Source organism: Aquitalea pelogenes, from assembly GCF_001515305.1.
Taxonomy (GTDB): domain Bacteria; phylum Pseudomonadota; class Gammaproteobacteria; order Burkholderiales; family Chromobacteriaceae; genus Aquitalea; species Aquitalea pelogenes.
The window spans coordinates 17,920-29,051 of sequence record NZ_LNQV01000050.1 but is presented as its reverse complement, the minus strand read 5'-3'; the positions used below and the strand labels follow the sequence as shown (position 1 = coordinate 29,051).

Genomic DNA, 11,132 nt, shown 5'->3' with positions numbered 1-11,132 from the left:
GCCTTGCTGGACTGGGTTCGCCAATCTGGCCCAAACCCATACCCTGGATAGCCTGGCCGCCCCGCATGGCCATGACGTCGCCGCAGCTTTACCCGGCATTTTCGCCAGCTTACCGGCAGCACGGTGGGGCAGTGGCTGGTGAGCGAACGCCTGCGTTACAGCCAGCGTTTGCTGGAAAGTGCCGAATACAGTGTGGAGCAGGTGGCGGCACTGGCCGGTTTCGGCTCTGCAGCTGCCTTGCGCCATCATTTCCGCCTGCATTACGGCGTATCACCCATGCAGTGGCAGCAGAATTTCCAGGCCTGATCAGGACTGGGTCTGGCTGAAATACTGCTGCAGGAAGTCCAGCAGGCTGCGCATGGCCAGCGGCAACTGGCGGCGTGAGGGGTAGAGTGCGTGAATGCCCATGCTGGCGGGCTGCCAGTCTGGCAGAACGGCAATCAGCTCGCCTTGTGCCAGCAAATCCTGCACCAGATACAAGGGTTGCATGGCCAGCCCGGCACCATGGCGGCAGGCTTGCAGCAGGGCCACGGTTTCGTTGGCACTCAGCCTGGCATTCACCCGGACCACCTCTTCCTTATTGTCGCGATACAAGCGCCATTCGCTGCGGCCGACGCGGCTATGGCTCAGGCAGTGGTGCTCCCGGAGGTCTGCCGGTTGTTGCGGCTGGCCGTAACGTGCCAGATAGGCCGGTGATGCCACGATGACCGAATGGCATTCGGCCAGCCGGCGGGCGATCAGGCCCGGCTCCGGGTCGTTGGTGATGCGGATGGCCAGATCTATGCCTTCCTCGATCAGGTTCACCGCGCGGTCGCCCAGTTGCAGGTCGATACGCAGTTGCGGGTGGCGGCTCATGAAGTCGGTGATGGCAGGAGCCAGTTGTGCCATGCCGAATGACATGCTGGTGGTGATGCGCAACTGGCCGCGCAACTGGCCATCACGCAGCCCCACTTCCTCGCGGGTCTGGGCAGCCAGTTCCAGCATCTGCTGGCAATGGGCGAGGCAACTGTTGCCAGCGTCAGTCAGGGTGACACTGCGGGTGGAGCGTTGCAGCAGGCGTGCGCCCAGCCAGTCTTCCAGTTCGGCGATATGCCGGGTCACCATGGCGCGGGACAGGTCCAGCTCCCGGCTGGCCGCCGTGAAACTGCCCCGGCGTGCCACTTCGACAAAAACCTGCATGGCCGTCAGTCTGTCCATCGTCTTCCTTGCATGTGTGCCGGAGCTCCGGCAGTAAAAGTGCGGCATGATATGCTGTGGCAAAGCCATCATGCCATCAGGGTATCTGGTAGAAATGTGCCGGCAAACGCCATGTTTTCGCGTTTAATGCCATGGACACCGGCTTTTCCTGCATATGTCATCGAAAATCGGCAGCCTGGCTTTACACGGATTTACCAGGCCGGTTTTTCGTTATACTTTTGTATGACTTACAAATCAGCACATTTTTCTATTCTGTTTGCAAGCACTGTTATTAATGCATGCCTGGCCAGGCAGGCAGAGAACCTTCTCATGACTGATGCCCTACGCATCCTCCTTTGTCGGCAGACCGCACCTGGAGTGACAGCATGACCGATCACCCCGCATCCCGTCTTGAGCAAGAGCTGGCTGCAGCCGAGAAGCAGCCATGGTTCCAGCTGCGTTTTCTCCCTGCGCTGGAGCAGTCTTTCCAGTCCTCTACGTTTGATCAGCGCATGCGCCGCTACCGCGTATTCGGTGCGCTGGGCATTGTGGTGTTCATGTTGTACGGCCTGATCGACAAATATTATCTGGCCGATGTCTACGGCCAAATCTGGATGTGGCGCTGGCTGATTTTGCCAGCTATCGGCGTGGCGTCCATCATCAGCAGTTTTTGTCCGCCTTTACGCCGCTGGTACGAATACTCGGTCGTGATTGCCGGTACAGCCTTTGTGCTGGGGCTGATCTGGTTTTTTTCGCTCAGCCGCATGCCCACCGCCCAGCATTACTATGGCGGGGTGATGCTGTGCCTGGTATTCCTGATGTTCGGTCTGCGCATCCCGTTCCGGCTGGCCTGTTACAGCAGCGTGGTCAGCCTGCTCTACCTTGGCTGGGTGCTGGTGGACTGGCCATTTCTCGAACAAAGCACCCGCTCGCTGATTTTCATCCTGGTGATTTCCTGTGTCTTGCTGGGTTTGCTGGGCTTGTTCCAGCTGGAAAAGGAAGCGCGTCGCAGCTATGTGCTTTCCCTGCAGTTGCAGCGCGATCATCGCCAGTTGCAGCAGGGTTTCCGCTATTTGCAGCAATTATCCAGCGCTGACGGCCTCACCGGCCTGCACAACCGGCGCTATTTCGACCAGCAGCTGCAAGCCGTATGGGATGCACGGCTGCGGCAGAAGTCGGACATCGCGCTGCTGTTTTTCGATGTCGATTATTTCAAGAAATACAACGACAGCCAGGGACACCAGATGGGCGACGATGCGCTGATCCAGGTCGCCCGGGTGATTGGCAGGCATGCCGATGCCAGCCAGGGCTGCGCGGCGCGCTATGGTGGCGAGGAGTTCGTCTTGCTGCTGTCGGCCTGCAATTTGCGTCAGGCAGGCCAATTGGCCGAGCAGATCCGTCAGGATGTCGAAGCGCTGGCCTTGCCCCACCCCACCTCGCAGTGCGGCCATGTGGTCACCATCAGCATCGGTCTGGCGGTGGCTCACTCCAGCATCAGCCAGAAACCGGAGTGGCTGGTACGCACCGCAGATGCCGCCCTGTATCAAGCCAAAAAACAGGGACGCAATTGCATCGTCACCATGCACTCCTGTCAGCCACTGCCAGGGTGAAGCACGACAGCGAATCAGTTGATTAGTCTGTTTAATGAAACAATGTTGCCCGGTTTGATGGATTTATCTGTCTTTATCCAGACGCTAAAGTACGAGCCATCATTCATCACGCACCGTCACTGGCGGTGCTACCGGAGCACATCATGGCACGTCACACCACACTCTTCCTGTCGCTTTCCCTGTTTGCCGGCTTGTCTGCCAGCCTTGCCCAGGCCGCCGAACCGTTGCAATTGTCGGTTTATCAGGCCGATGACAACAGCTTCAATGTCACCTCGGTACTGGTCAGCGGCCAGCATGATGCCGTGTTGATCGATACCGGTTTCACCCGCGCCGATGCCTACCGCATTGCCGCCCGCATTCTGGATAGCGGCAAGCAGCTGAAGGCCATTTACATCAGCCAGGCCGACCCTGACTATTATTTTGGTGCCACCACCCTCAAGCAGATTTTCCCCAAGGCAGAGCTGCTGGCTGCTGCGCCCACACTGGCGCGTATAGAGGCCAATGTGGCCGGCAAGGTAGCATTCTGGGGGCCGAAAATGGGTGATAATGCGCCGTCCTCGCCGCTGACCCTGCCGCATGCCCTCAAGGACTCCCGGCTGATGCTGGAAGGGCAGAGCCTGGAAGTGCGCGGCAGCACGGGTGTGCTGGCACACCGCGGCTATGTATGGATTCCTTCCATTCGCGCCATTGTGGGCAATGTCGGTGTGGTGTCCGGCCTGCATGTATGGACGGCTGATACCCAGCGCAAGGAAGAGCGTCAGGCCTGGCTGGCCCAGCTGGATGAAATGGAAGCCTTGCAGCCGAAACAGGTGATACCCGGCCACATGGCAGCCAATGCACCCACCGGCCTTGCCAGCATCCGCTTCACCCGCAGTTATTTGCAGCAGTTTGAACAGAATCTGGCCTTGTCAGGCAATAGTGGCGAGTTGATCCAGCGCATGCAGCAGGCCTTCCCGCAAGCCGGTGAAGCCATGTCGCTGGAAATCGGTGCCAAGGTCAACAAAGGTGAAATGAAATGGTAACTGCCACCCTGCATTACATTTACGACCCGCTATGCGGTTGGTGCTATGCCGCTTCGCCACTATTGCAGGCGGCGGCCAGTCTGCCCGGCCTTGATATGCAGTTGCATGCGGGCGGTATGATGAGTGGTAGCCGCCGTCAAGCGGTCACACCGGCGCTGCGCGACTACGTCATGCCCCACGACCAGCGCATCGCCAGTCTTACCGGCCTGCCGTTTGGCCAGGACTATTTCGATGGCCTGTTGCGGGATGAAACGGCAGTGTTTGATTCGACACCGCCGATTGCCGCCATCCTGTTGGCCGCACAACTGGGCCTGCCGGCCTTGGCCATGTTGTCGGTGTTGCAGCGTGCTCATTACCAGCGCGGACTGCGCATTGCCGACCCGGCCGTGCTGGCCCGGCTTGCTGGTGAACAAGGGCTGGATGCCGCCGTATTTGCTGCCCGGTTGGGTGAGGCAATGCATCTGGCAGAAGCCCATATCCAGACCAGCCGCAGCCTGATGCAGCAATATCGTGTACAGGGTTTCCCCAGCCTGTTGCTGGAGCGGGACGGGCAATGGCAGCGCGTGGATGTGTCGCCGTGGCTGGGGCAGCCGCAGGCCTTTGCTGCCGCCTTGCAGCAGGAATTATTGCCTGCGGCAGAAGCAGCTGGCCCGACTTGTTCGGTCGATGGGTGTCAGCTGCCAGGCTGACTTCCAGACCAGGCGGGCAGTCAGCAAGGGTGGTGCGCCCGCTCAGGCGCAGCGTACCACCACCAGCGAAATGTCATCGTGGTTTTCATTCCCGGCCAGATGCCGGTTGACTGCCTGGGTGATGGCGCCCTGAATGTCCATCGAACCCGCTTCGCGTATGGCTTGCAACACACCATCCAGTCCCAACGGTTCCTTGTCGGGATTGCTCGCTTCGGTGACGCCATCCGAGCACACCACCAATGCGCCTCCCTCCTGCCAGCTGAAATAATCCAGCGTGGATTCGAAATCGCTGTCCGGCAAAATGCCCAGTGGCGGCGAGCGCGAAGTAAAGCTCTTCTTCACCTCGCCATCGCGGTCCACATACATTGCACAGGGAATGCCACCGTTCCACACCGCAATGCGGCGCAGCTGGTAGTCCACTTCAATCAAGGCGGCAGCAACAAAGCGTCCAATCGGCAAAATGGTGTGCAGCTTGCGATTGATGGTCCGGGCTATTTCCTGCACCGGCAGATTGCGGTCGCACATGGCAAAGAAGGTATCCACCGCGGGTAAACCGCAAATGGCTGCGGCCAGCCCGTGACCGGTGCTGTCTGCCAGCATGATGCGGTCCAGCCCCGGGCGGCTGCGGCGGATGCAGATGGTATCGCCGCTGAAGTTCATCGCCGGACGTTGCCACTGCTGGATATTGGGCGGAGTCTGCTCGGCGCGGCGGGTAAAACGGTCCAGCACCATCTGGGCAAACATCTGCTCTTGTTCGTTGATGCGGTAATACGCTTCCAGCCGCTCACTGTCATGCGCAATGCGCTGTTGCATTTCAGAGATGCGAATCAGCACATGCAGCTTGGCGGTGAGGATATCCAGGTCAATCGGCTTGGTGAGATAGTCATCCGCCCCCATGGTCAGGCCGCGCAGCAACTGGCTGCGATCGGACAAGGAAGTGAGGAAGATGATGGGAATCCAGTGCTCGCCCAGTAGCTGGCGGATGGCGCTGGTGGCGGCAAAGCCATCCATCACCGGCATGGTGACATCCATGAAAATCACGTCAGGCCGCTGCTGGATGCAGTAATCCACTGCCTCCTGGCCATTGCATACGGCCACGGCCTTGTGACCCAGCAGCCGGATGTAATCAATCAGGATCTGACGGGATGTCGGGCTGTCTTCCGCAACCAGAATGGTCAGCGCGCGGGTCATTCAACAAACCTTGTGGGGGAAAGGGCAGGGCACGGCGCTGCCTGTGACATAAGCGGTCGCATGTCCAGCTACTATAGAGCGCTCCGGCAGTTTATGCCATTAGCTTGGCAATGATTCCGCAAACTTTAACAAACAACGTGGGCAGATTGGCATGACTGTTGTAGGCTTGCCGCACTATTTTCAACTGGAGCGATGTAGATGACCATCTGGGTTGATGCGGATGCCTGCCCGGCTGTGGTGCGTGACATCATCTGCCGGGCGGCCCAGCGTACTGGCAGTAGCGCGGTATTCGTGGCCAATCGCATGACGGCCCTGCCTGCCAGCCCATATTTGCGCGCCATCGTGGTTGCCAAGGGCTTTGATGTGGCCGATGCCGAAATCGCCAGACAGTGTGAGGCGGGCGATCTGCTGGTGAGTGCGGATATTGCACTGGCCGCGCAGGTACTGGCCAAAGGCGCTGCTGCCATCAATTTCCGTGGCGAACCCTATTCTGCGGACACCATCGAAGGGCAGCTCACCATGCGTGATTTCATGGATACCTTGCGAGCCAGCGGTATTCAGAGTGGTGGTCCCCCGCCTTTTGGCCAGGCTGATCGTCAGCAATTTGCTGCCAGACTGGACCGCTGGCTGGCTACCGGTCGTACAGCTTGAATGGTAGCCGCCAGCTGGATGGGCACCGTCGGGTATTGTCCTCGGTATGTGGCTCCACAAGTTTTGGATTGCGCTGACGATAAAGAATACAGGCCCGCCAAACGGACTACCTTAAATGGCCATTATTTTCATAAGCCACTTATTTTTAAACAAAAATTTTAAATTGAAATAAATTCGTATCAGGCGTCGAGTGTGATGCTATTATCATATTCGCCTTGCCTGCAAGGGGTGTTGCGGAATGGTCCGACGCACCGTTTAGCCGAGAGAGTGTTCATTTGAGCCCAATCATGGATACACGTGCCATCGCCACTTTCGATTTGCACTCCGAGCAATATGCGCGCTATCGCCCGCAATACCCGGACATGCTGTTTCGCTGGTTGCAGGCCTCAGTGTCGAATCATCACCGTGCCTGGGATTGCGCAACCGGTACCGGGCAGGCGGCGGGCAAGCTGGCCTTGCTGTTCGACCGTGTCGATGCTTGTGACATCAACCATAGCCAGCTGGAAGCGGCCGAGCGCTCTGCCAATGTGTTCTATCTGGAGTGCCCGGTCGAACAATCCCCTTACGGTGATGCCGTTTTCGACCTGATTACCGTAGCGCAGTCCCTGCACTGGTTTGATTTCTCCCGCTTCTGGCCGCAGGTGGAACGCACACTCAAGCCCGGTGGGGTATTTGCTGCCTGGGGCTACGACTGGTTCCAGGTGTCACCCGAAGTGGATGACGCCATGCGTTTTTTCCGGGCGGTGATCGAGCCGTTCTGGTCCAGCTGCAGTCAGTTGCTGTGGGATGGCTACCGGCATGTCGGCATGCCGCTGCCTGCGCTGGATACGCCACGTTACCAGATCACCATGCAATGGAATCTGGAACAACTGCTTGGCTATCTCCATACCTGGTCTGCCACCAAGCTGTGCGTGCAGAGCCTGGGCAATCACGTGCTGAACGATGCGCGTCAGCGTCTGGCTCGGGGTTGGGGAGACGCTGCCACCGTGCGGCGTGTGGTCATGCCCTTGCATTTCATTGCCGGACGCAAGCCGCTCTGACCTGGAAAGTGCTGCTCGCTTCCATCAAGCAAACCGAGGTACTACCAGAAGAATGGGTCACTTCATGGCAAGGCCCGGTGTTGCCGGGTCCCGTGAAGTCCTAGCAAATCATTTTGTCAGCAGGCTGAAAAAAACCGGCACAGCCGGTTTTTTTTACGTTCTGTGCCGACAGTGCGCCTTTACTGCTGGCGATGCGATTCCGCTTCCAGATCGGACAGCAGAATGTTCAAGGCATCCGAGGAACGCACCAGCTCCCACAGCGAGGTTGCCAGCGAGGCAATCATCAACAGCAGGCTGATGCCAAAGGATAGTTCGCCCAGCTGCTGCCAGCCGGTGTAAATCTGGAACATGGCCATGGTGCAGAGAAACAGGCTGCCTATGCCGAGAAACTGCATCCATTTGATCAGCTGGATACGGGTACGCAAATTGCCGATCTGCAACAGGATCTTGGGATTCTGTTCGGCTTTGTAATCGGTATACAGATTGCGGATGATGCTGGCTAGTCCGAGAAAACGGTTGGTATAGGCCAGCAACAGCAGCGAAATGGCAGGGAACAGCAGGGCCGGGGTGGTCAGGTTCAGTGCAGCATGCATGGTGTTCAGGAGTTCTCGTCTATCAAAACGTCGATGCCGTTGGGCGTTTGGTCAAACAGCTGGATGATGTCGGGATTTTTCATCCGGACACAACCCCGCGAGGTCGGGGTGCCAAAGGCAACATGTTCGCCCGCTCCATGCAGATAGATGGCGCGGTCGTAACTGTCTACATTACCACCCTGGTTCTTGCCCGGTTCATCACCGCATAACCACAGGATGCGGGTCAGAATCCAGTCTTTTTCCGGATATTGCCGGTGCAGTTCCGCCGTGTATTTCCATGGGGTGACCCGCCGCCGGAAAATGATGGTGTTTTCCTCTGCGCCAGCACCCAGCTTGTCGCAGACATGGTGCCAGCCGCGCGGGGTCTGGTAGCTATTGCTCATTTCTCCCACGCCACGCCGGGCAGTGGAAACCAGATAATGTTGCTGCAGGCGACCCCATTCATCAAATAAGCTCAGACTCTGGCTGCGGATGCCAACCAGCATCCAGGGCTGGCCGTAATGGCGCATATTGGCACGGGTTGCTTGCAATGGCACAGCCTGCTGTTGCAGCACAAAGGCGGCATCAAGGCTGCCATCCGGTGGCAGGGCTTCCGCCTGTACCGGCAGCATGGCAGTGCTCGCCAGTAACAACACAGACAATAGATGGCGCATCATTTCATTCCCGCGCCTTGCGACGCGCAGCAAAAAAGCTGCTGAGCTGCTGGCTGCATTCTTCTTGCATCACGCCCCCCCAGATCGCGGTATGGTGATTCAGTTGCGGCAGGGAAAACAGATTCAGCACACTGCCGGCTGCGCCGGTCTTGGGCTCGCTGGCACCATAAATTACCCGCGACAGGCGGGCTTGCAGAATGGCACCGCTGCACATGGCACAAGGTTCCAGTGTGACATACAGGTCGCAGCCGTCCAGTCGGTAATTACCCTCATGCAGCGCGGCCGCGCGCAAGGCTTGCATCTCGGCATGGGCGCTCGGATCACAGCGGCCTGCCGGCTGGTTGAAGCCGCGGCCAATGATCTGGCCATTCTTCACCACGATGGCGCCTACCGGGACTTCCTGCTGTGCTGCAGCCAGCGTGGCCTGCGCCAGTGCCTGTTGCATGAAATGCTGGCAGGTAGCCGGGTCGGGCGGCATGGCAACCGGCGGATGTGCGGCCAGCTGTCGGCTCAGCTCCTGTTTGTCCCGCTCGGTCAACGCCGACCAGTGTATGCCGCGGGCTGTGGCTTCCAACGCGAACAGCAAGCGTTTGGTGACGGTATGTCCTGCTGCCTTGAGTTGCAGAAAGGTCGAGACACTGCCTTGCTGCAGCAATTGATGCCGCGAGCAAATACCCATCTGTTGCAGCCACAGCACTGCCGCCGGGGGCAGGGGCGGTGTTGCAAGCGGGGAGTCTGGCAAGGTGGACATGGCAGGTGGCAGTGGTCAACGGAAACATCACTATTTTAGCCTGATCGCGCCGCAACTTCGTGATGGCTGTTTAAAGAAACGGCCAAAAATGCCGATAAATGCTGGTCACCATCTTGATACCCAGCCCATGTCCCTGCCTTCTGTCAGTGAATCCGGTATTGCCAGCTTGTGGTCCCGCGTGAACCGCCAGCAGTCAGGGCCTGCTGCCACCAGCCCGGCCATGAATACGACAGACGCCGCATCTGGCAGCACATCATCCGGCCCTGCAGTCTGGTCTGCTAGTGATCCGGCACGGCAGGCCGTCAGCCAGTCGCTGCATCAGGCACTGGCACAGTGGCAACAACAGCAATCCAGCCAGCTCAAACAGGCGCAGCAACGTAAACAGAGCAATAGTCAGCCACTGGATGCCAACCGCATGGAAATGCTGAAGGAGAGAGTGAAAAACCTGCGGCAGATGCTCATGCTGGTAGGTAAGGACAAAGGTGGTTTGCGTGCGATTGCCCTGCAGTTGAAACAAATCACTGCCGAGTTGCGACAGATGGTGGCCAATGCCAGCGGGCAAGGGCAGGCGTCCGTCATGGAAGTGAGCGTCAATGTCACCAGCGGCGGCAGCGTCGCCAGCGATCAGACCGACCATGCCGCGGATCAGGCCGATCGTGCTGTTGCCAGTACCGATGATGCTGCCACGGCGGCATCAGACAGCAATACAGTGGCACCATCGCAGGCGGCAATGGCGAGCACTGGCAGTGCAGGCAATCAGGGCTTGGGCGGCAATATGGAGTTACAGGCCTTGCTCAACAGCATCAAGGCCATTGCCCAGTGGCTGAAGCAGCGTAGCCAGCAGGGCCAGGGGCAGGATGAAGGGCTGAAAAAGTGGCTGGATGGCAGTCAACAGGATGTGGCAGCCATCGACCATATGCTGGCAGGTGGAAGCAATAACGCTCCGGGTGAGTTGAGTGTCAGCATCCAGCTTGCCACGGGTGTTGATGCGGGAGAAAGCGCAACGTCAGATGCCGGCAGTGCCGGCAATGTAAATGTTCAGGCCTGAAACCATCTGCTGTAGACCGTCTTGCACTTCAGCCAGGCGGTCAGCGTGCTGGCCAGAACTTGCTGGCCAATTTCCATAACAACATCAGCCGGGTACCACGACGCAGCCAGCGGCGTAATGCTTCGGAAGGGAGCACCCCGGCCAGGGTGGACAGGATGCCGCCAAGACGTCCACCATCGGCAAAGGCCTTGAACCCTTCACCAGCCATGCCAAGCGGATGTTTGCGCAGCTGCTCCATTTCCAGGCTCAGCTTCACGCGCAGGACTTCTCCCTTCATCAGCAGCAACTGTTTCTTGATGGCGCGATCCTGCGGTTTCATGTCAAAGCTTTCCGCTCAGGCTGTCCCAGTCCTTGCGGACTTCGGTCAGGGTTTCGGTAAAGGGGGAAGGGCTGCGTCGGGCGCGTTGGCGCAGCTGCCACAGCAGGGCCACGCCACCTCCTGTGCTGCACAGCATCAGGCCGCCCAGCAGCAAGGGACGCCAGCTGTCCGGAGTCAGCACCAGTAGCAGCAGCAAGGCGGACAGCAGGCCCACCAAGAGCAGGATCAATGCCAGCCCGCCTAACAACAGGCTGAACAGCAAGGCGTCCTTTTGCTCATCCGCCTCAAGCACCAGCAGTTCAATACGGGTAAGCAGCAAGGAAAACACCCCGCCCAGCAGCGAACGCAAGCTGCCGGGGCGGGGCGGACGGGAGGAGTTGGCAGACATG

General features: G+C 58.8%; 13 protein-coding genes and 1 pseudogene. 7 read left to right on the top strand and 7 right to left on the bottom strand.

The window, feature by feature from the left end; all coding sequences use genetic code 11:
* Window positions 1-90 precede the first annotated feature (90 nt).
* Window positions 91-306 (top strand): annotated as a pseudogene (locus AWT75_RS17320) (helix-turn-helix domain-containing protein); the annotation flags it as partial.
* On the opposite strand, the gene AWT75_RS17315 reads toward AWT75_RS17320, so the two are convergent.
* Window positions 307-1,197 (bottom strand): LysR family transcriptional regulator, encoded by an 891-nt coding sequence (locus AWT75_RS17315; protein WP_062790756.1) that lies wholly within the window; start codon window positions 1,195-1,197, stop codon window positions 307-309.
* A gap of 365 nt (window positions 1,198-1,562) precedes the next feature.
* On the opposite strand from AWT75_RS17315, the gene AWT75_RS17310 reads away from it, so the two are divergent.
* From AWT75_RS17310 to AWT75_RS17300, 3 genes are all read left to right on the top strand, one after another.
* A complete protein-coding gene (locus AWT75_RS17310) occupies window positions 1,563-2,786 on the top strand; it encodes a GGDEF domain-containing protein (RefSeq protein ID WP_062790754.1) in 1,224 nt (407 codons plus the stop codon).
* A gap of 143 nt (window positions 2,787-2,929) precedes the next feature.
* Window positions 2,930-3,808 carry an MBL fold metallo-hydrolase gene (locus AWT75_RS17305; protein WP_062790752.1) on the top strand — a complete coding sequence of 293 codons (879 nt, stop codon included), beginning with the start codon at window positions 2,930-2,932 and terminating at the stop codon, window positions 3,806-3,808.
* A complete protein-coding gene (locus AWT75_RS17300) occupies window positions 3,802-4,497 on the top strand; it encodes a DsbA family protein (protein ID WP_062790750.1) in 696 nt (231 codons plus the stop codon). The genes AWT75_RS17305 and AWT75_RS17300 overlap by 7 nt, the downstream gene beginning before the upstream one ends.
* 42 nt (window positions 4,498-4,539) lie before the next feature.
* Here the strand turns inward: AWT75_RS17300 and AWT75_RS17295 are convergent, their stop codons facing one another.
* On the bottom strand, window positions 4,540-5,688 hold the full coding sequence (locus AWT75_RS17295) for a PP2C family protein-serine/threonine phosphatase (RefSeq protein ID WP_062790748.1): 1,149 nt from the start codon (window positions 5,686-5,688) through the stop codon (window positions 4,540-4,542).
* Between the two features lie 198 nt (window positions 5,689-5,886).
* Between AWT75_RS17295 and AWT75_RS17290 the strand changes: the two genes are divergently transcribed.
* Entirely contained in the window at window positions 5,887-6,339 is a 453-nt protein-coding gene (locus tag AWT75_RS17290) for a YaiI/YqxD family protein (protein ID WP_062790747.1), read from the top strand.
* A 287-nt stretch (window positions 6,340-6,626) separates the two neighbouring features.
* Window positions 6,627-7,379, top strand: a complete 753-nt coding sequence (locus AWT75_RS17285; RefSeq protein ID WP_062790745.1) for a class I SAM-dependent methyltransferase — start codon at window positions 6,627-6,629, stop codon at window positions 7,377-7,379.
* A 179-nt stretch (window positions 7,380-7,558) separates the two neighbouring features.
* Here the strand turns inward: AWT75_RS17285 and AWT75_RS17280 are convergent, their stop codons facing one another.
* The 3 genes from AWT75_RS17280 to tadA are packed head-to-tail and all read right to left on the bottom strand — an operon-like array spanning window position 7,559 to window position 9,376.
* On the bottom strand, window positions 7,559-7,972 hold the full coding sequence (locus AWT75_RS17280) for a DUF2721 domain-containing protein (protein WP_045847426.1): 414 nt from the start codon (window positions 7,970-7,972) through the stop codon (window positions 7,559-7,561).
* 5 nt (window positions 7,973-7,977) lie between these two features.
* Window positions 7,978-8,628: a L,D-transpeptidase gene (locus tag AWT75_RS17275; protein WP_062790741.1), complete on the bottom strand. Its 651-nt coding sequence runs from the start codon at window positions 8,626-8,628 to the stop codon at window positions 7,978-7,980.
* A 1-nt stretch (window position 8,629) separates the two neighbouring features.
* Window positions 8,630-9,376: a tRNA adenosine(34) deaminase TadA gene (gene tadA / locus AWT75_RS17270; RefSeq protein ID WP_062790738.1), complete on the bottom strand. Its 747-nt coding sequence runs from the start codon at window positions 9,374-9,376 to the stop codon at window positions 8,630-8,632.
* A gap of 127 nt (window positions 9,377-9,503) precedes the next feature.
* On the opposite strand from tadA, the gene AWT75_RS17265 reads away from it, so the two are divergent.
* The gene (locus AWT75_RS17265) at window positions 9,504-10,424 is read left to right on the top strand and encodes a hypothetical protein (RefSeq protein ID WP_062790735.1); all 921 of its coding nucleotides are present in this window, start codon (window positions 9,504-9,506) and stop codon (window positions 10,422-10,424) included.
* A 40-nt stretch (window positions 10,425-10,464) separates the two neighbouring features.
* Here AWT75_RS17265 and AWT75_RS17260 read toward each other — a convergent pair whose 3' ends face one another.
* A complete protein-coding gene (locus AWT75_RS17260) occupies window positions 10,465-10,743 on the bottom strand; it encodes a hypothetical protein (RefSeq protein WP_045847423.1) in 279 nt (92 codons plus the stop codon).
* A 1-nt stretch (window position 10,744) separates the two neighbouring features.
* The gene (locus AWT75_RS17255; protein ID WP_062790733.1) at window positions 10,745-11,131 is read right to left on the bottom strand and encodes a phage holin family protein; all 387 of its coding nucleotides are present in this window, start codon (window positions 11,129-11,131) and stop codon (window positions 10,745-10,747) included.
* Window position 11,132 lies beyond the last annotated feature (1 nt).

What these genes read in the sequence shown, in the direction of transcription:
- AWT75_RS17265 (WP_062790735.1), top strand. Translation starts at nt 9,504, where the DNA reads ATGTCCCTGCCTTCTGTCAGTGAATCCGGTATTGCCAGCTTGTGGTCC.
- AWT75_RS17295 (WP_062790748.1), bottom strand. Translation starts at nt 5,688, where the DNA reads ATGACCCGCGCGCTGACCATTCTGGTTGCGGAAGACAGCCCGACATCC.
- AWT75_RS17260 (WP_045847423.1), bottom strand. Translation starts at nt 10,743, where the DNA reads ATGAAACCGCAGGATCGCGCCATCAAGAAACAGTTGCTGCTGATGAAG.
- AWT75_RS17285 (WP_062790745.1), top strand. Translation starts at nt 6,627, where the DNA reads ATGGATACACGTGCCATCGCCACTTTCGATTTGCACTCCGAGCAATAT.
- AWT75_RS17300 (WP_062790750.1), top strand. Translation starts at nt 3,802, where the DNA reads ATGGTAACTGCCACCCTGCATTACATTTACGACCCGCTATGCGGTTGG.
- AWT75_RS17280 (WP_045847426.1), bottom strand. Translation starts at nt 7,972, where the DNA reads ATGCATGCTGCACTGAACCTGACCACCCCGGCCCTGCTGTTCCCTGCC.
- AWT75_RS17275 (WP_062790741.1), bottom strand. Translation starts at nt 8,628, where the DNA reads ATGATGCGCCATCTATTGTCTGTGTTGTTACTGGCGAGCACTGCCATG.
- tadA (WP_062790738.1), bottom strand. Translation starts at nt 9,376, where the DNA reads ATGTCCACCTTGCCAGACTCCCCGCTTGCAACACCGCCCCTGCCCCCG.
- AWT75_RS17315 (WP_062790756.1), bottom strand. Translation starts at nt 1,197, where the DNA reads ATGGACAGACTGACGGCCATGCAGGTTTTTGTCGAAGTGGCACGCCGG.
- AWT75_RS17305 (WP_062790752.1), top strand. Translation starts at nt 2,930, where the DNA reads ATGGCACGTCACACCACACTCTTCCTGTCGCTTTCCCTGTTTGCCGGC.
- AWT75_RS17255 (WP_062790733.1), bottom strand. Translation starts at nt 11,131, where the DNA reads ATGTCTGCCAACTCCTCCCGTCCGCCCCGCCCCGGCAGCTTGCGTTCG.
- AWT75_RS17290 (WP_062790747.1), top strand. Translation starts at nt 5,887, where the DNA reads ATGACCATCTGGGTTGATGCGGATGCCTGCCCGGCTGTGGTGCGTGAC.
- AWT75_RS17310 (WP_062790754.1), top strand. Translation starts at nt 1,563, where the DNA reads ATGACCGATCACCCCGCATCCCGTCTTGAGCAAGAGCTGGCTGCAGCC.